Below are 21,731 nucleotides of genomic sequence, written 5' to 3' on the forward strand. Positions count from 1 at the left end.
GACGCTTTCCCCGGCGTGGCAGTCTCAGTGTGAAATCGCGCTGCCCTTGAACCGCTGATTCCGCTAGTTCGCCGGTCGCGAGCCGACTGGGCCCGACTGAGGCGCGACTGAATTCGCGACGGGAGTTCGCGTGCGCAGTCGTTCTCAAAATCGAAGATCACTTCGCGTGACCTGTTCCAGGACTTACGCAAGTCTTCGGCGATCGCGCCGCAGTCGCATGCGATTGAAAGCCGGCGATGCATGCAACATACGGTCGTCGCGCGGATATCGGGCTCGACTCCGGGTAGTCGTGTTGAGCGAGTCGCGGGCCACGCCGCGACTATTGTCGTTCGTGAGTCGGTTGCCGCCGAGGTGGCCAAAAGTTGTGCCATGTCCCCGACCGGGCTGGTCGCACCGATCCACGAGTCCGGGAAGCTAGGACGATCGGGTTAAATCACTTCCACTTCATCGGCTTCGACAACGTCGCGGGCACCGTCTGCGATCTCGCGCCCCACTCGTGGTAGCGTCGCCTTAATGTGTAACCCGGGACATAAGCTCATGGATGAAAGGTCGACGGAATTGAACGACAGTGACCAGAACGACACGAAGGCTGAACAGGCCGAGTTCAAGACACATCCAGTGGGGCCGTTCAGCACGCATTTTGGTGCGATTGAACTGGGACACGCCTTTGCCGCCATGAACGCAGCGGGTCTCAGCATGCCGTGGATGACGGCACTCTCGGAGCCGGCATGGCTGAAACCACTGCGGGTCGGCTTGAATCCACCCACTGCTATCGGAGCCGTCATGGAGAGACTCCAGCAGCGCACGTTCGGGCTTCTGCCACTTATTGAGCGAGCAAACGAAGTAGGCAGTGCCTTCAGCGATCGGTTGAGTGCAATCGGCGAACCGATACGGAAAATGGCGGAGGAAATGGCCTCCATCGCCAGGACGTTCGAGACGTATCCGGGCCGGATGCGTGAAGGACTCGTGGCCATGAGCCGCTCAGGCTGGTACCTGGACCGCGACATGGGAATGTCCGAGCCGTTGCGCTTCAAGCGGGCTGTCGACGACGGACGGCAGGCAGATGCCGAGACTGCAATGGTCGAGCACTTCGAAGCACGCATTCCGGGCATCCGCGCTGACCTTATACAGGCGTACCCCCATCGAGGCGCCGTTCTTGACGCCGCGTTCGACACCCACCTGAATGGTCAGTACCTGATGTCGATCCCTGTCCTGCTCACACAGGTCGATGGGATCTGCTTCGATGTGGCAAACGCGCACCTTTTCATGGGAAGGGAACGCCCGAAGGTATTGGCGCACGCGGTGGAATTCGCGGGATCGCAGATCTCACGGGCGTTCCTTGCGCCGTTGGAGTCAGAGATGACTATTGCACTGTCTGAGAAGGCGCGGCCTCAAGGTTTCACCGGGCTCAACCGTCACATGGTCCTCCACGGGGAATCGGTTGACTACGGGACAAAGGAAAATGGTCTTCGCACGATTTCCCTGTTGAACTACATGCACCAGTCACTCCAGCGTGAACTGCCTCAATCCGATGACAAAGTGGTCGGAGCCGATCAGGTACATACGCCACCAACCGACCCGTGACGCACGAGCCGGGTAGCTCGCCGCTGTAGTCTGCCTGACGCGACCTTGGATAATTGCGGCGTTGACATTGCAGCGGGCGAACCGATTCGCTGTGCTCAAGGACAGACCGTCTGTTACTTGTGCAACCAACTTTCGCATTGTCGGTCTACGTGCTGTCGGTCGACTCGGCCTGCCGCCGGCAGTGGAAAGTGATCCTTAGTGAGGGCACCGGTTTGGAGAATAAAAAGAATGGCAATGAAATTTGGTCGCGCTTGGTGCGACGAAGCTGGCGACGCACTGACGCCTTATCGGGCGCGCGAACTGTACACGGACGAGGATAGCGAATACTACGGCCAGGAGTTGACGTTTCGGTGTGAAGACAAGGACTGTAGGGTACGTCTGACGCCCGTCGGCATCTACATGGCACGCAAGTCGAAACGCGCGCTGCACTTTCGTACAAAGGACGAGCACAAGCCAGATTGCGGGTTCCTTCAGCCTGGCTCCGGCGGCGCAAAGGGACGTCGCCCATCTGAAGGTGAGGATGACTATAAACCCACCGACTTTCCCACCGAGTTCGTCTTGAACCCACCGAGGCGTAACAGAACTGGTGGTACAGGCGATGGCGGAGGCGAAGGTGGTGATGGAGGAACGACGGGCGGAACCGGAACTGGCGGCAACGGCGGTGGAGGCGGACGCAAGACAAGCACCAAAACACGCTACCTGGACCAGGTCGTCGACTGCTTTCTTTCCGGCGACGAGGATAGCAAAGCCGGCCAGTTTACGATCGACGGCAAGACAAGGGCGTTCGCGAGGTTCTTCAAGAAGGTACAGTTTTTCAGTGACGAGGCCGGCCTGATTTATTACGGCACGGTCGCCGAACTGAACGTGTACAACGGCAAGGGCGTTGGTTTGCGCTTTGCCGAGCCGGTTTGGGTTGACCGGAAGCCGTATCGGATCTGGGTGTATGTGCCGCAGGAGCATATTGATCGGTCCCGCAGGAGAAAGGCGTTCCTCGCGGAAATGTCGGAGCTGGAAAAAGCTATTGCGGCCGGGGAAGAGGTCCTGGCGTTTTTCGTAGGCGCCTACCCGGGACGGGAGACCATCGAGAGGCCTGAGGGCAAGAGCTTCGATCTCTACCGCGCCGAGCTGGCTAGCGTCGATCACCTGACGCTGACGTTCGCGAAATCATAGGGGGTCCGCAGGCAACGTAATGTCTGACGGGTGCTTTTCGTTGGGCGGCGCCCGTTTAGACTGTTTGGAGTATTGGAATCGGAAGCGATGGCAGCGCGAGGAAATCGATTGAAGGTGACGAGGTGTCTCGGCGCGGTAGCATCGATGACGGTGGTTATGATGAGCGAGAGTTCGCACGCAGCGAGAAGCGAGGTGTTGCGGGTGCAGTGTGATCAGCCTCTTGCGCAGCGACTGACACACGCGGCGCTTGCTTCGCCTGGCGCCGTGCTGCCGGACGCTCTCTCTACGGCGTGCAGCGGTGGACCACCGCCACGCGCGCGAGCTATCTCGGCGTGCAATTTCCGGGACTGCTTTCATGTGCGTACACGGTGAGCGCAATGTTTCGCGCCGCGTGCCATCCAATCGGCAATCTTGCGTCGGTGTCGGCAGTCGACGCCGCATTGTCGCGATGGCCGAAGGTCGTGAAGCTCGAGGATCTGAAGCCCGGCGACGTCGTGTTCTGGCGACCGCGACGTACGGGCGTTTTGCGATGCCCGAACACGCACTGGCACGTCGGTATCGCCGTCGGTGATGGGCGGACAGTTGACAACGATTGGTGGTCGGGAGAACCGGGGAGCATTCCGTTCGCCGGCTTTGCTCGACATTCGCTTACGCGCGACGCGCGCCGTAATGCTACGGCTGCATCGAAAGCTTACCGCTTTGGTTGCGGTTTCGTGATGCGCCGAGCGGCGGGCAATCCGCACGGTAAGAACGGCCTTCGTGAGATGCTGCGGTCTGTAGGACGCTACGCCGAAAAATGCTCGTGTGAGATCGCTGCAAGAGATTGTGACCACTGGTTGCCGATCGCAACGAATGCTATCGCTTAGAAGCCCGGCGTCCCAGTGAGTGGAGCCAGCAGCTCATCCTCACCGGCGTCCCACGTCGGGCCGTCGAGCATCAGCAGCGAAATGCTCATGTCGTAACGATCCGATACGACCGCCATCTCGCGAGTCTTTGAGTCGGGAAACCAGATCCCACTTTCATGCTCAATTCCGTCGCGCGAGTCAATGTCAAAAGTCCCCGAGCGAGGCTGAATCACCAGCGATTGCATCGGCAGCTCCATGCCTTCGTGGAGATGGCTGAAGCCGAATCGCTTCGCGCTCGTGCTGCCTTTCCACCAGTGAAGCATCCCTTCGCGGGCGAAAACGATGATAGCGGACTGCTCGGTGAAGTCGATCCACTTCAGAATGGCCGCCGTCAAAGAAACCCCGTATCGGGCGGCGCATTCGCCGAGAACGTCAAGGGTGATGTACTTTCCCTTTACCTGTTCTCGAAAATCATCAATCGGCATGAGCAGATACGAGGCGAACAGATCGGCCTCGCGCTCGATGGCCTTTGCCGCCAGTCCGAGCGTCGCGCTCTGGGAGCAGCGGAACGCCTCCTCCCGCGTGCGATGCAGCACGTAGTGGCCGAACTCGTGGCCGATCGTGAAGTTCGCCCGCCCGGGAGCGTCTTCGTTAGGGGCATGCAGGATTACCCATTCTTTCCTCTTGGGTAACCAGAACAGTCCGCCCTCGAAGCCATCGAGATCCTGGGCTAGAACCTCGCCGATAGGTCGAGCCGGCGACACCTGCCGCGACCATTCAATGGCCAGTTCGTCCGCCCGGATCGGAAATGCCGCGCCATGTACAGCCCGCCAGAGCTGCACGAGCTTCATTGCTTCGCGCTGCGGCGACAGAGGCTGATCAGTCACGTTTTCGGTCAAGAACGTCGAGGATGTCCTGGAGCTGCCGTTTAACGGGCTCGTCTAGCTGTTCATACTTTCGGAAGAACGCCTCGTCGGCGACCTTCCTGGAAGGCTCGGTTTGCGTGTCGTCCAGCAGATACGTCGAGGTGACGCCGAGCGCTTGCGCGATGGCAGCGATCCTGTCGGCCGACGGGCGTGCCTTTTCCTTATTCTCCAGCTCCCAGATCGATGACTTGGACGCGCTAACCTGAAGGGCCAGTTGATCGAGCGTGAGCCCTCGCTGTTTCCGCAGCGTGCGGATCTTTTCGCCTAGAGTTGGCATGATGTTCTGAATTCAGATAAAAAAAGTACTTGACTTCGCGCATTCGGAAGTCCAGTATTTTCATTGTCGGACTTCCGAACCGAAAAGGCAAGAAGACCGAACGCCTTTTCGCGTGCGTGTCCGGTGATCGGATTCGGCGCGAAGCTCTTGAGCGGAAGGAGAGCATCATGCCGAAAGCATTGAAACCGGGGACGCCGGCACCGTCCTCCGGGCTGTACCGCAATAACGTGACTCGCACCGAAGTGACGGGGGTGAAGAGCCGTCCGCTGCCGCCTACTCCCGGGCGTCATCAGACCTACACCCTGGTCGATCCCGCGAAACATAAGCGCTAATTCGAGAGCGGGAGGACGGCGCAATGAGTACACCAGCACTGACTACTAGCCCTTTGGGCGGCGGCAGGGAAGAAGGTCGCGGAGCGAAGTCGCAGGTGCCGCAGCGGCGGCCTACCTTTTCGTATCGTGCCGCGACGCAGTTTTTTCACCTTGCCGATACGATCGCGCGCTCGCACGAGCCCACGGCGACGCAACTTTTGGCGCTCGAGTCCTCCTACATCAGCACTGCGGAGTATCTTGCCGAGAGTGACGAGTTCGCCGGTCTGACGACGAACATTCATGGCCATGGCTCGAGGGCGCTGGGGACGTTGCTCAGGCCGTCGGATGAATCGCGTGAGGGCTTCGACATTGATCTCGTCGCCCGGCTTGATCAGCGTGCCATATTGAGATACGGCGGCGACGGTGGTCCCGGGTTGTTGATCAACCACCTGCATGCCGTCCTGTCACGATATGCGAGCGCACACAGTCTGAAGATCAAGCGCTGGGAACGGTGCGTCACGCTTGAATATGCAAGCGGCATGTTCGCGGACATCACGCCGGTTGTCGACGATCCGCTATCCTGGGCGCCGTACGGCGACACGCATGGCCGTGTCCCAGATCGCCAGTTGCGGACGTACGAACCCACGAATCCGCGCGGGTTGACCCGCAGCTTTGCGCGTGCAGCAGCGATTGCGCCGGTCTTCACTGCCGTCGAGCATCTGACATTCGCGGCCGACTCCGTTCGCAAGTCCATTTCCCCCCTTCCGAAGGCCGACGAGGTTTTCGAGCGATTGCTGAGCCGCCTCGTCCAGCTGCTCAAACTGCATCGGAACGTAGCGTTCGGGAAGGCTACCGGTCACGAGGATTTCGCTCCCTCGTCGGTGTTCATCACTACGCTCGCAGCTGCGGCGTATGTCGATCTGGCTCCGAAACCCCATTCCACGCCGCTCGATCTTCTGCTTGATATCGTCGAGGCGATGCCGCGGTACTTCACGCGGGAACGCGATTTCGGTGGCCGGGAAGTCTGGTACCTCCTGAACCCGTCGTCGCCTTACGACAACCTCGCGAGCAGCATGAACACACGTGAGCGCCAGGGGGCATTTGACGAGTGGCATGCCCGGATCTGTCGGGACCTGCGCAAGCTCGTTGACGCGATTGAAGCAAACGCTGGCCTGGATGCCGTCGTTCGCATCGTGCTCGCTGTTTTCGGGGAGCGCGCGGGAGCGGAGATACTCAAGGATGATCGGGCGCGACGGGAAGCGGGCCGGAAAGCAGGGCGCGTGGCGATCATGGGCGGCAGCGCGGCCCCATCTTCCGTCATCGCCAGATCGAAGCCGCACACCTTCTACGGTGACTGAATGCACTGCGCCCCGCCACCACCGAGTCTTGCTGCACGGGCGCTGGATCTCGCGTCGTTGCAACTGGCGGACAGTTCATTTACCTTGTGTTCCGGCAAGGAGCTGCGCTTCGTGTTCGTTGCCTCCCCCGGACCGTATGCGCGCAGATACCGATGCCTTCTTCGGCTGAAGGCCGGACGCAAGGTGCCGGATCTGTTGGTGCTGGAGCCCGACCTGAGTGCCCTCGCAAACGGCAAGCGCCCGCCGCATACCTACTTGCACGACGGTCCGGGCACAAAACTCTGCCTGTGGTGGCCGAAGGCGCGTGAATGGTCTACGAGCATGAAGTTGTCGGAGACGTACGTTCCATGGGCCGTCGAGTGGCTGGGCTACTTCGAGGAATGGCTGGCCACGGGAAAATGGACAGGGGGCGGTGAGCATCCACCGTCGGCTCCCCGTCGACGGTATGGCATCGGACGAACGGTCGCCTGAGGACTTTCGGGCGGGTATCGCCAAACCTGACTTGCCGGTGTTATTGAACGCTTTCTCTGAGACAAAAATGTCCAACGCAGATCCGATACGAAAACGCTACTTCGATAATGTCGAGCTTGCCGATACCGCGACGGACTGGTTGTTTTACGTCGGTGCGGTCTTGTCGGTTCTGTCGCTGCTGCTCGACAAGAGCATGTACCCGAGAATTTACGATTGGGTTCAGGTCGGGTTCTTGATTGATGCCATCGTCCTGTTTGTTCTGGGTCAGGTTTCCCGGTTGTATCTGACGCCCCGGGCTGAGGATAAACGTCGTCAAGATTTTTTCGGGTGCGCGTTCGATGTCAGTCTTAGTCACGAAGTGACCGACGGCTACTACAACAACGAAGCACGTGATCCGAACAGGAAGCTCGCCGCGCAGTTGCTCGAAAATAGCCTCTTCAGCAAAACCATCGCTCTGTCGATGGCGCGCTTCGAGCGCATCAAGCTTCTCGTATATGCAGTGCTCTGGCTCGTCTGTGTAATTAATCGCCAGTCCGATCTCGGCGTGATTCTGGCAGCGTCGCAGGTGGTCTTCAGCGAGCAACTGGTATCCCGCTGGTTGCGACTCGAGTGGTTGAGGATGCGATTCGAGAAGACATACGACGACGTGTACCGATTGTTTCAATCTCGCCCCGCTGCCTCGACGTTTGCTGCGATGGCTCTCGATTCGTTGACGTCGTATGAAGCGACGAAGTCCACGGCCGGCATCACGCTTTCGTCGGGGACGTTCGATAAATTGAACCCGTCGATTTCGAAGGAGTGGACCTCGATCAAGGCGCTGCTCAAGCTTTGACGGCGCGATCAGGAGGGCGAGTCGCGCCTCGTGAGCGCTCGTATCGTGATGATCGATGAAGGTGCAACGAGAGGACCGCTGCCGCTACGGCGGTTAAAGGTAACCTGTAGGCTGGGCCCGTTTTGCGTCGGCCGACGCGATGAGCGACTTATTTCGCACTCCCGCGGCTCTTGCTTTCCGGCAAAGGCCCCCAACAGAGGGGTTCGCTCGCCCATATCGGCGACGTTTCGGAGACCACTATGGCTAACTATTGCATTACGGCGGCGAATCACAAGAACCCGAACAATCACGTTGCATCGTCCTTTCTCGTCTGGCTTCAAGATCCAAAAACAACAAAGTGGAATCAGCTGGGGGCGAAATCGGCGAAGCAGGTGGTCGAACTGATCGAATCTGGCAACACGGTACTTACCGGCAAGATCAGCGCAGATGGAAAGCAGGCCCATCTTGGCGAGCCAGTAGAGGTCGAATTGCGCATTGCAAAGAACAAGACGAACTATGACGTGAGCAAGATGCCGGCGTTCTAGGTCGCTGGACTCGAGCGCTGTTTCGATTTCCATCACGATATGGCGTATTCACTGCGGTAACTGTGTTTGGTTCTCGCCACGGTATGCTGAAGTTGCCGAATGGAAACGACACATCGCGCTCTTCGTTCAAAGTTCCGCGAACCGGGTTGCCACCAATAGTTGCGGGAGCATGAATGTCAGTCAGCAAGAGCTGGGCGTACGTTACGGAGTTCGGGCGAGAGACGGTCACGGCTTGGACGATCATGCGCGAGCGCGAGAAACATGGTGGCAAACCGCTGGGCAAGACGTATTGGAGCAATCGCAAGCCGGGCGAGCGGAAACTGGTCAAGCAAGTCCAAAAAGTAGGGACTACTTTTTGGAGGTGCCGGAATCCTTCTGGGCTTGTGCAGCGTGCCTGGCTATTGGCAGCTTTTAATGCCCTCAGTTCTACAGGACTTATCGGCGCAGCCCGCTGCGGTTTCGCCTGTGGCGCAGATCGTCACGTCGTCATCATTCGCCAGCGCCTGCTCCTGTCATCGACAACGGCGACGCTAATGCCGCAGCCCAGTAGGAGCGACAGCAGCCTGTCTGTTGCGGGCTAGGTCGTACCCACGGTGCGACTACACAATCTCCAGTATCGGCCAGCGGTTCCTCTTTCATAAGGCCTTCTGTCCCGGCCTTCGATCTCACAAGCGCATTCATGTGTCTCCGAGTTTGACGCTTTTGGTCCTGTCAGGCGGTCAGATTCGGTTCCGCCATCGTATCGAGCGTTACGCTGTTTGCTCATAGTCGAAACAGTTTCCTGGTCTCAGCTTCTGCTGTCGCAGGCAGGCCACCCCTCTCGTACCTCTTGATATTGGCGATTGTAGCTTTCGCACGGACAATCTCATTGTTTACCCATTGCGCATATGACCAGTTCGTACTCAAGTTCTCGATGACGGCAAAAAAATAATCCTTCTGGTTCGACTGCCACCAAAAACTGAGGCCACACACCCATTTTTCCATTTCAAATGACTCGAACGGAAAGCCGCTGGCCGCGTTCCAATATTTGAATAGTCGGATGGTAGGTTTGATCAGCGAGTTGTTCGCCTTGTTTTTGGCTTCAAGAGTGGAATTGAAGTCGTTGGGATTGGTTCCTCTCCAACCACCTGTGCCATTCGGGATCATGAGATCGCCAAACAATGTCATAGTTGCGGGCACCAGGTCGAACTTTATGTGATTCAATTCAAGGACGATGGTTGGACTGCTTTGGTAAATTTCTGACGACCCGTAACGCTTTTCGACGAAGGTCTTCAGGCGATTCAAATATGTTTGAGGCGTCGCGTTGTTGTCGCTGAAGACGATCATGTAGTCGATGTCAGACTGCTCGTCCATTGAGCGTGGCAGGATAGTTCCCCGTGTTGACGATCCGAAGCGGAAATGCCGTTTGATTACGCCGCGATCGAAATGCTGTTCCATCCGGGCTTGCAGGGTGGCGATTGAGGTAGTAATCGATGACTGCTCTGCAGACGAAAGTACGGCATTGCTGGCCAGGCCCGTAAGAAAATTCAATACCGACATTCTGTCCTCCTCTTCGACTTGCCGCTGTGCACACACATCGCAGGTCGCCGAAGGGTTTCGGTTGGTTCGAAAGCCCTGGTGAGGATCGCGTATGCACTGCGGATGGTACCTTATGCAATCAGGATGGGCCTCGTGGCGAGTGCGCTCGAAGCCGTCAGAGCATCGGGGTGGTCCGGCGAGTTTCACGATGAACCGCCGCACGTGTGTTGCCGAACTCAGAAACTATCCAGTTTGGATTGAGCTGGGCACATGTCGCCGCAGCAGTTGCCGTGGTTGAGTGAGTCGAGGAATTACTGGAAAGCAAGGGCGAGCCAAGTTCATGCGGATTTCGGGGAAGCCGTGCAAGAATTTCGGAAGCTGCCGACCATTGTTCGACTTCGCCGAATACGCATTGCTCTCATGTGCCTTCGCGATTTACGTTCCTATATGCCAGATAGTACCCGTGACCGGGTCGTTGAGTAGCCCAGCGGCACGAAAGTCGTCGAGCAGAATGCGATATCCCGGGTCGTAGAAAGCGGGTGGAAACAGTCCGCGCACATCCAGCAGGCGGCCATCTCCTAGCCATTCCAATGCGTCCTCCAGGTTGACGCGAATCGTTCCTGCGATCGCAGAACTGTAATCCAACGGCCGTTTGTCGCCGGTCCCCTTAAGCCGAAACAGTACTCCATGCTGTGCGTGCGGACGAACAAAGATGGAAGGCACTTTTAATCGGAGGTCAATTAGCTCCGTCTTGGTCCCGTGCCAGAATCCAGCGGAATTTCTTGTGTCATGTGCAGTTTCAGCGGCAACTAGAACGATGTAGGCAAACCTGTCGGCATCGCTTTCTCGTCGTGGTACACGGCGCTCATAGTGAGCATATTCGCCAGCCTCGCCGGAGCTCAGGAAGCGATGACAGGCGAACCATAGCGAAATCCATAGGTTGTCGACGAGATCGATCCAGCTTGTTCGAATGCCGTAGTGTTGCAATAGTGGTTCCAGCGCTGCGTCCGGAAGTTCCGCTAATGTTTTGCTTTTGGATTTTGCCGCAACGATCAGTTTGTTCAGTGCGCCTACTCGATCGCTCTGCGGCCCAACGTTCGAGAGCCCACGAAAAAGGGAGGGTGAGAGTTGGCTGCGATATCGGCCTTGGCCGCGAAAGAAAACGGTATGGGAGTCGTTGGTGGCGCCCAGAAACTTAAGATACCCAGCCGCTTGAACTAGTGCGTGAGGATCGGTTACATGCAGCACTTCGGCACCGGAAGTCTGATCTAACAGCCACTGTGCGTCTCTGATTCGTAGGTTCTTTAGTTTCGACATATTTTTAAGAAGGAGTGAAGGGGCGTGCTGATCCGGGTGACCCGTTTCGACGTATGAAGGCTGAGGCAGCTTGTTATCGCGGCGCGCCTGTAGCGCCGGACCCAAGCTGAGAATTGCTTGGCGAATATACGTTCCATGTACGTATACGGCATCTCCGGCGCAAAACTGAGGGTAGTGGCTTTATGTGGCTCTGTTAAAGTTTGAGTGGGTTACGCCGCGTGCGGATATTCACGAAAATGAACGTCGCCCCGAACCAGAATTAGTCAGCCTGGAAGTGAGGGTTTCCTGTCGCGAGAGCGCTCGTTCCTGTGAACTGTTTGGGGACTGCCTGGCGAGCTATGTCACCAGGTGTTTCTGATTGAAGGGTCCCGACTACTGAAGGCGACGGCAAAAAATGAGGAACCCGCCTTGTAGCGGGTTCCTCTGTGCCGACGGGCCAGCGTTACGGATTGCCGTACTGCCACGTGTTGACGTAATACTCGCCGCCTGCCTGCCATCCAAGCTGAACCTGCACCGCTTGCTCAGCAGATAAGTTCGCAGTGGAGGTCAGAACATCGACGAACGGCGTATTGAACGTGAGCGGTGACGGCGTGTTGCCGCTATTCGATCCCCATACGGTCGCATCGTAAGTGGTGGCCGGTATGCCGGTCTGGGCAGCACCGAGCGAATTGATCGATGCCCAGAAGTTCGGATAGAGCGAATTGGCCGGAATCGTCCAGTCGAGCGAAGCGGACGTGCCCGGTGCACTTCGCGTACCGGAACCACCCGGCGTCAGGTAGTTCGCGATCACATCGTTGCCCAGCGTTTGCCACGCCACCGTGCTGCCTGCCGCTGGCGCGTAGTTGCGAGCGATGTTCTGGACCTGCTCCGATCGCACCTTATTGCCGTTCATGTCGTACAGCGTGACCGTAGCTGCGCGTTACCGCGCGGCCTGCCAGCCGTTGTCGGTGTGGATCATCTGGATCGTTTCGGTGAACGTGCCTGTAATGCCATCGCTGGTGTAGTCGGAGAACTTGCCCTTCGGGTCGTAGAAAGAATGGATGAACTGGCTGTCGACATTCGGACAGTCGTTTGCCACCTTGTCAAAGAAGCCGTGCACCGATAGGTACTGCTTCATGTCTTGCTGCAGGGCATCCAACTTTTGGTGGTAGTCGTCTTCGTCCTGACCGTGATAGATGTGTGCGGCTGCATCAGCCTTCATCGCCTGCATATAGCCGGCATTGATCTTCTGCGCCTGAACGGCGTCGTCGATCCAGTGACGCAGGCTGTCTTTCTGGTCGTCGGTCGGTTCAAGCGTCGCGGTGTATTTGACTTCGACGCGGTAGTTCGATGGGTCGTCGCCGGGAATGCCGTTGGTCTTATCGAAGTCATTGAGCGACAGGTACTGGCAACTCGCGAACCTCTCTTTGATGACTGCCTTCGCATCGCTTTCCGATGGACCATGCGAGCAGGCGGAGAGCAGTGCTGCGGAGCATGCGCACAGCAGGATCGGTGTAAGTTTTCTTTTGGGTTTGGCTTTCATGAGTCTTCCTATTGAGGCGTGATGGCCCTTTCGGGTTGTGGTGTCTGCCACTCGCGCCGGAAAGCGGGGAGATTGTCCGGGTTACCCCCCCGGGAACGCAGCGCAGTCATGAGCAGTAACGACATTCATCGTTAAAAGTTTAATTTCAACCTATAAAGTCCTTCAAATCAATGGGGTGATGCTCAACCATTCAGGTTGAAATGGAGAGCGCATGCCGGGAACGGATCTAGACCGATTGGCGGAGTTGGTTGGGCGAGCGATAGCGAAGCATCGCGTGGAGAGCGACCTTACGCAGGAGCAGGTTGCGGAACAGCTCGGGATCGGCAACGAAGCGGTGTCCCGCATGGAGCGCGGGCTCGTGATGCCGACGGTGGCCCGGCTGGTGGAGTTAGCCGAGATCTTCGAGTGCGATGCTGCCGATCTGCTGACTGGGGCCAGCACCCGCAGCAGTGATCAGGGGAAGTACGTCGGCCAACTTCTGTCGAAGCTTAGCGGCAATGACCGGACGATGGTCGTCGAGATTGTTGAGCGTCTGGCCGGTCGCCTTGCGCGACGCTGAGGGGATCAAGCTGGTTGCTGACGCGGGTGCGGCCGATATCAATAACAGACATCAGGCAGAGTTCGGCTACGAACAGCGGTTCGATTGAGCGTAGAGATGACGGCTCGAACGACAAGTTAGAATGAGAGAGCGGTCCTTCGATGCGAAATCATGCTGTCTCGTTTATGCGCGTGACGCGGATGCGATCCCGGTGCATGGCCAGGTATGCACGTTGCGCAGCCGACGGAGTCGACGCCAGTCGCATGCCACCGTGGATGCCGAGCGCGGCTTGTGCGCTTGCATCTAGCCGCGGCGAAATCAAGATTTCCCCGTCGTCGCCGAAGGCAATCAGGCCGACTTCAAACAACGCGTCAAGGTTGGCCGTTAGCAATAGCCCGTTTTCTGGATCCAGGCGCGCTGTTGGTGTTACCGCGCAATCCGTCCAGCGGTGAATGTGGGCTGCCCGCAATACTTCTGGCGTAGAGGTGCCAGTCACCATGCACCCGCCATGCAACTGCATAAGTGCTGCGCGAAAGCGCCCCTGTCCGATGCGTGTTGTGACCGCGCGCCGGACCTCAGTCGGCAGGTCGGTGCGCGCCGCGAGTGCATCGAGATCACGGTCTAGCGGGTCAGGAGCAGCCCGCAAAACCGCACCTGCCTCGGTGATGGCGGCGAGATTCTGAACGCTCGGCGCTGTGCCAGGTGTCAGCCCGAGCAAGGCGCCTGCGGAATAGGCTATGCCATCCAGCACGATTTGCAGCGGATCTGCATCGTCGACAGGTCCACGTAGCGCCGCTGCGGCTCGGCGAAGATCACTGGCGCTCCGCGGTGTGGTTCGGGCGCGTTCGGGCTTTCGACCGCGCTCTACCCGGAAGCCGAGGGCTGTCAAATGTGTTCGATAGCGGTCGTACTCGGACTTCGACAGCTTGAAGTTCGTCGTCAATCCGGCAGCCGCGTATGCCTCGTGGCGCAGCGCGTGCGGACTGTACCAAAATCCGTCAATGCAGACCCGCCATTCAGTTGCATGCGGCTTCTCTGCAATGTTCTTTTGGGCGATCGCGTACTTCATGGATTCGCGCATTGCCGCGGCTCCCGACTCGACGTGCTTTCGCTCTATCTGCTCCAGCGAGTGGCCGGTGGCCAGCGAGAAGCCCAGAGCCAGCAGGCGTCGCCGGGCAGCCTCGCCGGCCAGTTGCTTGCTCGTCAGTGTGCCAAGACCAGCCAGTTCGTGTGCCAGCGCCACAATAGCTTTGGTCGGGTACCTCCTGCCGCTGATGACGACCTCCTGGGGCGTCGTGAACTTGAAGTCCCAGGCTCGCTGTCTCGAATTCCATGCTAGGGCGGCTGCCTGGAGATGTTCCCTGGTCAGATTCTGTAGGGTCTCGGGATCGCGTGCAGGGGCCATGATCAGTTCCGCTTTGACACAACCCAGTCGATGGACGACAACATAAAACACATTTTCTTCAGACAGTACGGCGACATCTGTGCGCTAGCCGACGAACGCAAAGCCTCTTGTTACGTTGGAGCGCTCGCCAGACTCACCGTGTCGCAAACTACGCACGCCTCTGTAGCGCTGGACGGCACTAGGCACGTTGCGGTCAGCGGCTAGCGGTTGAGGGCTGTTGCGTCCAAAGAAGCTGCCGTTGACGTCGTAAGTGTTTGAAGGGCCGTTCAGGGTCGAAGGACTACTGCGTCAGGCAGTACCCGGCCATGATGAGACGTTCGCCCCATGCGCCCATCGGACATTCGGGTGTCCGACCACCCAAGTAAAGCGGGCATTCGCTTATCGTTGGCGCCGTTTCACACCCGTTTAGATGAATGTAACCACCGCCGATACTGACTGGAGTTTCTTACCTTCCCGAGCGAGCTCGAGCGCCGCGAGACGCTGGTAGGGGCCGAACAAAGAACTCGTAAGTTGCCGGTTGTCCGCTGATCCATCAGGCAGGAGCAACGCATGAAGCTTTTGACCGCTAGGGTAGGGCGCAAAAAATGCGTTGGTCTGGAATCGCCTGCCGTGCAGGTCGTCGGTCTCCTCGTCCTTGCCGCCTATTTCCTCGGTCTGATTTGGCCTTCGTATAAGGACAACCGGGATCCAGTTGTTGCCCTCGTCACGGGACAGTGACGCTGCAGCCCACACTAAATCCGTTACCACCTGCTCCCTTGCAGTTTTGGCTCACTCGAAGATGCAAACCACATTGAATTTGTCCGCTGGGTACTTAACCCCGTAAGACGGTTTAGCGTCTTGGCACTCGGTTGCTGTCTCAAAGCGGTAAAGCGAAATTTGCGGGCCACCGCCTTTCGGGATTGCAGTTAGCACATTGCGCCCAGTTCCTGGAATTGGCTGAGCAAGCGCATAGGTAGCTAAACAGCAAGTTGCAATACCGGCACAAAACGCGACCGCAGTTGTAGCATTCCGGAGCATCTTTCCCTCCAATTCGTTAGAGACAATCACGCGCCAACTCCTGCCCTCGAGTAAGAGATGCTTCCGTATCATCATTGCGGAGGACCGGCGAGTGGCGTACATGTGTGACGATTGGCCATCATTGGATTATTGTTGACAAGCTCTTCACCCACGGCAAGGGGTCTCGCGCAAAGAAGCCTCCAAACCTGCTGGTTCGGCGGAACAAAGCCCGTGCAATCCAGATTTACAGGTCTGCCGGACCTGCCCCTGAACTGACAATGAGATTCGCACCGATACCATCTGCTCGTATCGTGATTTATCACGTCCGACCTTAGAGTGAGAACGCCGAAGGTCCCCCAGAACCCGCCGTCTGTCACGCATGAGGCAGTGGCATCAGCGGCCGTTGCACTTTGGGAGCCCAGAATGGCGCAACAAACAATCAGCCAGGACGGTCCCCATCGAACCGTTAGTACGTTGCGACGCATCGCTGAACGAAAATGGTCATAAGAGTCCCCTCGCGCTCGCATATATCTGGTGGAAAGAATTGAGATCAAAAAGCGCGGACTGGTGCTAACAGGTCGAACTACATCCCACTGTTATTGCTTCTTCCGAGGCGTGCTGCCGAGCGAATATGGCACGACAAACGGCTTACGCTGTGTGCGGTACCGCACATGCTCCCAACTTAGCATAGGTCGAGTTCGGCATCGAGCAACTCAGGTTTCGTGCCTGTGGGAGTGAGGTTCACGCCGAACGGCCGGTCGGTCGCCGCGCGCACTGCCGCGATCTTCCGCTCGATCGTCGCGGGTGATTCCTGCACAGTGCTCCCGACCGCAACGGTACAGCAGCTGATGGCGCCAGTATCCCAACCTCGTGAATACGAGCACGGGAGGCTATCAGGGCGGTTCGGCCGAATGGACCCGTTTGCAGCAGGCAGAGGCGATCTGTTCCACGAACGGCATCGACACGGGCCTCGCGCTGCGATGCGCCTCGTGGGGTCTGTTCCAGATCATGGGCTACTACCATACCCAGTGTGGTTTCAGTAGCGTCGAGGGCTTCACGAACGCGATGCAGACGACGGAGACGCAACAGCTCGACGCGTTTGTCGAGTACGTGAAGGACATGAACGACGGCGCGATGTTGAGCGCACTCGTGTCGCATAACTTGCTGAGCTTCGCCAAGCAGTACAACGGCAGCGGGGAAGCCAAAAACAACTACCACTCACGCCTGGCGCAAGCCTACGCACAACTGATCGGATAATGATAGAGGCGGCCTTCGAGCCCGCCAGTTATGCCGTTACATTTAAACAAGTTGACGGCGACCTGGCAAAGATCCGATTATAAAAGCTGCAGCAGGGGCAATAGGAACCGCATTTCGCAAAGCAGACAGTGCTTCGGAAACTTTAGAAAATAGGCTGGGTTACCAATTTCACCTTAATCGGGAGATCCAAAATGCATTGGAGCCGGCTACAACCGATAACAGCGATACTCGCGACGTTCCTCTCTTGCGGTCATGCTCACGCCGCGGACTTTAATATTGGACTTTCCGCCAACGCGAGTGTAGAAGCGGGCCTCGATGCCGAAACGCGCGCCTTGATCGATAAGATGCCCGAAAATATCAAGAACCAGACGTTAGACCTGATTGTGAAGGCCCTGCCGATGCTGGACGCAAGCGTTTATGGTTACATCGACAAGGTTAATGACACGATCGCGCATCAGCTTGCGAATGCCAGCTGTACTGCCGTAGGTACGGCCGACAACGTAATCACTGGAGCCAAGCACTTGCTGTTTGGAGGAAGGCCTGCTCCAGTCAAAGATCTTCGGCACGAGCGGGTGCGGCTCGAGACCGCGTTCCATGCGAACTCGGCTCCCAGTGACTACGTGGACGCGTATGGCGACTTTCTGCATGCGGCAGACATCACTGCCTGTGATGTGTCGGCTGGCAGTTCCGGATCGGAGGCACTCACGGCGGTTCGAGATATTCGTATCGAAGTGAGTCGCCCTTGGCTTACGTGGAGAAGACTGGAGAATAGCTGTCATGACGCAGACACTTGCGTGATCGCAGCGAAAGACCTTGCCTATCTAACCATGCAGCAGGCTGATCCACGCGACGTTGTAAAAGCTGATGCGCAGCAACGACTTCTTCAGGTAAGCTTTCCCCCTAGCAAGAATTGGTGGGAGCGAACTTTCACGTCTTACGAACAGGGACCCGCCGAAGCCAGCATGGCAGATTATCTGGAAGTAATTGACGCGATAAATACGGCTGCACTCGGCAGAAAACTGCAAGCTATTCAGTTCCTAAAAGAGGCTCAGGATCAACTTGCCGATGAAACCGAAAAGGTTGAAGCAGCCTCTCATCACTTGGAAGGTGGCGTCTACCAGTGCTACACAGAGACCGTTGATCGGCTCGCTGGAAAGGACGGAGTTCTTCGGAAGTACCCCGGGGTAATAGGTTCGATATCTCAGGCAGAAAAGCTAGCTCCAGAAGTGCCCGAGATTAAAGACCACGCATACGCGCTCAAGGTCCAAACAAATGCATCGCTAGACCGGGCAGTCTCTGTAGCAACGGGAGCGGCTAACCGGCTCAAGCAACGATTTTGTCCAGGGGGGGTTCTCGAAGAGGTTTGTCAGAATATGAAATGTCCCACTCCGTGAGGATGGATGGCACACGACGGCACATGACCATAGGCGCGCGCCTAGGGTCATGCCGAAGTAAGTATTTCCTCGTTAAAGCAATGCAGCCTGCACGTGAAGCTCCGCCATGACCGCACGCTCGCAGATTTCCGCAGCCTTCCGATGGAAATCAGCCCGACGTCGATCGGCGCGGACGATTGGATCGCGATGCTTCGGATAGCGCACGTAGTGATATTTGCAGACTTCGGCTCGCATCATTGCGCTGAAAGCTTCATCGTACTAAATGTCTTTCACATCATGGTCACGGAGCTTCCTTCCAGCACAAGGGAGTTCGAGCGGGGGGCAATGATGGCGTGAGCCTTCGTATGTCGATCGACAAACTTTGGCTTACTCGCCGTTGGTTCTAGCAGAAGTGCGGCGTGCCCATGTGAAACGCATCGCCGGCACTTGCTTAGGGTCGGGCCTTGGACCGGACTGCGCTCTATAGCGGAAGTTCGAAAGGAGGCGAACCGAACGGCACCTATGGGTCGAACGAGCCGAACGCGTCGGACTCAGTTCGGCCATCAAGGGTCGCCCGAGCTCGGACATGGAATGACCGAAGCTTGTCGACGAGTGGACGTTTGAAAGGAGGAGAGCACGCCCGGCAATTCGGCTGCGCTATTCCCTGTGCATTTTCCGGATTTTTTTCGGCACCCGCGCGGGTGATTTCCTGAAAGGCGTTGGATATCGTTCGTTTCGTTGCCGCGGTGGCAACGACACTCCAACCTCAGAAAGGGAAAATCATGGCTAAATCAGGTGCAAAATCCGCTACTCCTTCGGCCGGGACGGGGCGCGCCCCGATGACGCAGGCCGCTGCATCACGAATCCAGAGCGCGACGGCGCGAGTGCATGGCGGCCAAGTGCCCGCGGGTTCGTTCTCGGCGCGCGCGAGCAGCGCCGCGGCAGCCAACGCGCAATCGGGCTCGGGCGGCGGGAAGTAAGGCAATCTGGTTTACCCGCGTACCCCGCGTCGGATGATACCCGGCAGCGTCGAAGCGGGTAATGATCGCGATGGAATGCGCGCGTGCTTCCCACGGTAGGTCTTCCGTGCTGGCGTGCGCGCTTAAAGGCTCGACGACAGGTGTTAGAAAAATAGCGCTCTGCGACGCATACCAACCACGAATCCAGCATGACCACCAAAAATTCAGTCCCACCTCCTTTTCCTCGTCTCGGCGAGCTGTACCGTGCGATGGCCGTGGCGCTCGGCACGAAAGACAGCAATCTGCAGGTTGACGACCTCGCCCGCCGCGGCGAGTTCGACTGGTCCTTGTTGCCGACACTTGCCGAGGAGCTATTTATCGCACCGCTGAGGAAATACGTTGACGCAGACTTCGGAGAGTTTGTCCGGCCTTGGTTCGGGCACATGCACACCAGCTACATCGGCATGGTCTCAAGATCCGCGATCGAGAGCCTGACGCGCAAGGAGGCCTTGCCCATCCTCATCGAACACTACTTCGTGCCACACGGCCTGAACGTGATTTACGCGATTCAGAGGGAACTGGGCGGCCCGGATCCGTTGACGTTCCTCGACCCGGACCGACACCCGGTCGCGGCGGTGATGGAATGGTTAGAGATGGGCGAAACGAACTCGCTCGCTCGGCTCGCATACGACCCAACGAAGAGCGACATTGATCGGAACGAGACCGAGAAATGCAGAAAGTGGCGCAAGGGCCTTGACCTCCCGGATCAGCATAGCATCGTCCGGCTGGCCGCAGCGTTGAAGGAAAAGGGGGCCATGCGTGAAGGGAAAATCAAGCATGTCCGTCGATGGCTGTTGCTCGCGCGGGCGGTGGCACACTTTGAGCGCGCCTCGGGTATGCCGATCAGGAACATGATGCGGCGACATCTCCTGCTGGGGATGCCTGACGGCAAAATCCTCGAATCCCTGGAGGCCGCGGTTGTTGCAAGTCTTGACCGTTTTGCGGCATCGATCGAACTGGGGCAAGGCTTACACAATCGGCTTTTGCGAACATCCTCGAAGGAACCCGGTGAGAAGGAGAAGACGAAAGCCGACCTCGATCAGCTCGAGCAGATGCTTTGCGCGTCTCCGGGAGACGACCGATTCGACTTTCAGGTCGACTGGTTGAAGGCCAGGTGGCATATGCTCTCGGCGGACTTCGAATCGGCGCTTTCTCACTACGCGTCTGCAGTGCGGGGGGCAAGCTATCGAGCCGGAGAAAAACAGAGGACGCTAGTAGAGGAGGTCCTTGCCGTCGCAGCGCACTTGGGAAAGAAGGCCGCGCTTAAGAGGCTCAAGCACCTCGGGGTGGTTCATGGGCTATTTGCGGACCCGCGCGAGGACGTTCTTGAAAACTGGGAGATCGAGCAGTTTCGCCAACAATTCGGGCAGTTGTTTCCTGCGGCCGGTCGGTTCCCGGAAGCATCGAGAGAGGAGAAAATCATCCTTCCATTTTTGGTGCTGGACGCTAGTGAGACGAAGAAGCCAGACCTTCGCAATCCGGACCGGATCGTCACCGTTCGGGCGGCGGACGGGCAGATCAGGCGTTGGACGCAACTTCAGCTTTTTGTTTCCAAGGGACAGTACGACTCTGTTGAAGCCTTGCTCAATGCGGGAGCGTCGGTCGATCTCGTTGATGACAGTGGAGCTTCCGCGTTGCTGGTCGCAATCCAGGGCGCAATGACAAGCGCGGACCGACGAGTATTGAACGCACTCCTAAGGCGTCCGCATTCGGCTGCCACGATCAACAGCGTTACTGCCAAGAAGCGACTCACGCCTCTTTTGTGCGCTGTCGATCTGGGCGAGCCCGTCGTCGTTGAAACACTTTTGTCCATGGGAGCAACGGCTGACTTGAGAGCCGACGTCGCCGACCAGACACCCCTGTACTATGCGCTCACCAAGGTCGCGATAGTAAAGAACACGGATGTCCTGCGCGCTCAGCTGCAGCGGTCCTTCTCAGAGGCTCCTGACGAAATGCAGCGCGAGGTTTTCCGGCGATACAACGTCAGCTTAGCTGGCGCCTTCGGCGACGGAGGCGCTATTAGGACCCTGCGTGATTATCCGCGCTACGCGGAACTATTCGAGAGATGCGTGGACGCCCAGGTGGCGGAGCAGTTAGCGCGGCATGCAATGTCAAACCTGCTGAGCATCATTGAATCGTTGCTAGTCCATAAGGCGGACCCTAACGCACCTCACCGCTATCCCGCGCCGGGTCGAACACCCCTTATGCTTGCGGCGGAGAGTGATTGCAAGGAGGCTTTCGAACTGATGCATCGATTCGGGGGGGATCCGCTCCAGCGCGATGCGCAGGGGATGAATTGCCTGAGCATTGCTGTCGCGTTTGGTTCGGCGGATGTGTCAGCGAGTGTGCGCGCCGCATCGCAGTGAGCCAAAGCCTGCGTATCGGGTATCGATTCTGAGCTTGCCAGGATGGGCGGTGAAGTTCGCTGACCGGTCAACCGATTTTCTACGGTCGATCGGCTGTTATGGGGCGAACCCAGTCGAATACG

21 protein-coding genes are annotated in these 21,731 nt (G+C 57.9%); 13 read left to right on the top strand and 8 right to left on the bottom strand.

The window, feature by feature from the left end; all coding sequences use genetic code 11:
- Positions 1-537 precede the first annotated feature (537 nt).
- Both P5W99_RS00710 and P5W99_RS00715 read left to right on the top strand, forming a co-directional pair.
- A complete protein-coding gene (locus tag P5W99_RS00710; RefSeq protein ID WP_434661462.1) occupies positions 538-1,584 on the top strand; it encodes a hypothetical protein in 1,047 nt (348 codons plus the stop codon).
- A gap of 228 nt (positions 1,585-1,812) precedes the next feature.
- Positions 1,813-2,754 carry a hypothetical protein gene (locus tag P5W99_RS00715; RefSeq protein ID WP_434661463.1) on the top strand — a complete coding sequence of 314 codons (942 nt, stop codon included), beginning with the start codon at positions 1,813-1,815 and terminating at the stop codon, positions 2,752-2,754.
- 862 nt (positions 2,755-3,616) lie between these two features.
- On the opposite strand, the gene P5W99_RS00720 is transcribed toward P5W99_RS00715, so the two are convergent.
- Both P5W99_RS00720 and P5W99_RS00725 read right to left on the bottom strand, forming a co-directional pair.
- On the bottom strand, positions 3,617-4,498 hold the full coding sequence (locus P5W99_RS00720; protein WP_434661464.1) for an ImmA/IrrE family metallo-endopeptidase: 882 nt from the start codon (positions 4,496-4,498) through the stop codon (positions 3,617-3,619).
- Positions 4,479-4,802 carry a helix-turn-helix domain-containing protein gene (locus P5W99_RS00725; RefSeq protein ID WP_434661465.1) on the bottom strand — a complete coding sequence of 108 codons (324 nt, stop codon included), beginning with the start codon at positions 4,800-4,802 and terminating at the stop codon, positions 4,479-4,481. Before P5W99_RS00725 ends, P5W99_RS00720 begins: the two co-directional genes overlap by 20 nt.
- 167 nt (positions 4,803-4,969) lie before the next feature.
- Between P5W99_RS00725 and P5W99_RS00730 the strand changes: the two genes are divergently transcribed.
- The 5 genes from P5W99_RS00730 (at position 4,970) to P5W99_RS00750 (ending at position 8,879) form a co-directional block, all read left to right on the top strand.
- On the top strand, positions 4,970-5,134 hold the full coding sequence (locus P5W99_RS00730) for a hypothetical protein (RefSeq protein WP_434661467.1): 165 nt from the start codon (positions 4,970-4,972) through the stop codon (positions 5,132-5,134).
- 23 nt (positions 5,135-5,157) lie between these two features.
- A complete protein-coding gene (locus tag P5W99_RS00735) occupies positions 5,158-6,471 on the top strand; it encodes a nucleotidyltransferase domain-containing protein (protein WP_434661469.1) in 1,314 nt (437 codons plus the stop codon).
- A 412-nt stretch (positions 6,472-6,883) separates the two neighbouring features.
- Complete coding sequence (locus tag P5W99_RS00740; RefSeq protein ID WP_434661471.1) at positions 6,884-7,774, top strand: hypothetical protein; 891 nt, start codon at positions 6,884-6,886, stop codon at positions 7,772-7,774.
- Positions 7,775-8,013: 239 nt separating this feature from the next.
- Positions 8,014-8,298, top strand: coding sequence for a hypothetical protein (locus P5W99_RS00745; RefSeq protein WP_434661472.1), 285 nt, complete (start codon positions 8,014-8,016; stop codon positions 8,296-8,298).
- Between the two features lie 173 nt (positions 8,299-8,471).
- Positions 8,472-8,879, top strand: a complete 408-nt coding sequence (locus P5W99_RS00750; RefSeq protein ID WP_434661473.1) for a hypothetical protein — start codon at positions 8,472-8,474, stop codon at positions 8,877-8,879.
- Positions 8,880-9,060: 181 nt separating this feature from the next.
- Here P5W99_RS00750 and P5W99_RS00755 read toward each other — a convergent pair whose 3' ends face one another.
- The 4 genes from P5W99_RS00755 to P5W99_RS00770 form a co-directional block, all read right to left on the bottom strand.
- Positions 9,061-9,837 carry an SMODS domain-containing nucleotidyltransferase gene (locus P5W99_RS00755; protein WP_434661475.1) on the bottom strand — a complete coding sequence of 259 codons (777 nt, stop codon included), beginning with the start codon at positions 9,835-9,837 and terminating at the stop codon, positions 9,061-9,063.
- Between the two features lie 414 nt (positions 9,838-10,251).
- Positions 10,252-11,238 carry an FRG domain-containing protein gene (locus tag P5W99_RS00760; RefSeq protein WP_434661476.1) on the bottom strand — a complete coding sequence of 329 codons (987 nt, stop codon included), beginning with the start codon at positions 11,236-11,238 and terminating at the stop codon, positions 10,252-10,254.
- A 337-nt stretch (positions 11,239-11,575) separates the two neighbouring features.
- On the bottom strand, positions 11,576-12,025 hold the full coding sequence (locus P5W99_RS00765; RefSeq protein WP_434661477.1) for a hypothetical protein: 450 nt from the start codon (positions 12,023-12,025) through the stop codon (positions 11,576-11,578).
- Positions 12,026-12,052: 27 nt separating this feature from the next.
- Positions 12,053-12,655: a hypothetical protein gene (locus P5W99_RS00770; protein WP_434661479.1), complete on the bottom strand. Its 603-nt coding sequence runs from the start codon at positions 12,653-12,655 to the stop codon at positions 12,053-12,055.
- Positions 12,656-12,866: 211 nt separating this feature from the next.
- Between P5W99_RS00770 and P5W99_RS00775 the strand changes: the two genes are divergently transcribed.
- The gene (locus P5W99_RS00775; protein WP_434661480.1) at positions 12,867-13,214 is read left to right on the top strand and encodes a helix-turn-helix domain-containing protein; all 348 of its coding nucleotides are present in this window, start codon (positions 12,867-12,869) and stop codon (positions 13,212-13,214) included.
- Between the two features lie 148 nt (positions 13,215-13,362).
- On the opposite strand, the gene P5W99_RS00780 is transcribed toward P5W99_RS00775, so the two are convergent.
- Entirely contained in the window at positions 13,363-14,598 is a 1,236-nt protein-coding gene (locus P5W99_RS00780) for an HNH endonuclease (RefSeq protein ID WP_434661481.1), read from the bottom strand.
- 549 nt (positions 14,599-15,147) lie between these two features.
- Here P5W99_RS00780 and P5W99_RS00785 point away from each other — a divergent pair.
- Positions 15,148-15,315 carry a hypothetical protein gene (locus P5W99_RS00785; RefSeq protein ID WP_434661482.1) on the top strand — a complete coding sequence of 56 codons (168 nt, stop codon included), beginning with the start codon at positions 15,148-15,150 and terminating at the stop codon, positions 15,313-15,315.
- 961 nt (positions 15,316-16,276) lie between these two features.
- On the opposite strand, the gene P5W99_RS00790 is transcribed toward P5W99_RS00785, so the two are convergent.
- Positions 16,277-16,411, bottom strand: a complete 135-nt coding sequence (locus P5W99_RS00790; protein WP_434661483.1) for a hypothetical protein — start codon at positions 16,409-16,411, stop codon at positions 16,277-16,279.
- Between the two features lie 53 nt (positions 16,412-16,464).
- On the opposite strand from P5W99_RS00790, the gene P5W99_RS00795 reads away from it, so the two are divergent.
- From P5W99_RS00795 to P5W99_RS00810, 4 genes are all read left to right on the top strand, one after another.
- A complete protein-coding gene (locus P5W99_RS00795) occupies positions 16,465-16,851 on the top strand; it encodes an N-acetylmuramidase domain-containing protein (protein WP_434661484.1) in 387 nt (128 codons plus the stop codon).
- Between the two features lie 191 nt (positions 16,852-17,042).
- The gene (locus tag P5W99_RS00800; RefSeq protein ID WP_434661486.1) at positions 17,043-18,245 is read left to right on the top strand and encodes a hypothetical protein; all 1,203 of its coding nucleotides are present in this window, start codon (positions 17,043-17,045) and stop codon (positions 18,243-18,245) included.
- Between the two features lie 93 nt (positions 18,246-18,338).
- Positions 18,339-18,581, top strand: a complete 243-nt coding sequence (locus tag P5W99_RS00805) for a hypothetical protein (protein ID WP_434661488.1) — start codon at positions 18,339-18,341, stop codon at positions 18,579-18,581.
- Positions 18,582-19,392: 811 nt separating this feature from the next.
- Complete coding sequence (locus P5W99_RS00810; RefSeq protein WP_434661489.1) at positions 19,393-21,609, top strand: ankyrin repeat domain-containing protein; 2,217 nt, start codon at positions 19,393-19,395, stop codon at positions 21,607-21,609.
- Positions 21,610-21,731 lie beyond the last annotated feature (122 nt).

The organism is Paraburkholderia sp. A3BS-1L (genome assembly GCF_051125215.1).
In the GTDB taxonomy this organism is placed as follows: domain Bacteria; phylum Pseudomonadota; class Gammaproteobacteria; order Burkholderiales; family Burkholderiaceae; genus Paraburkholderia.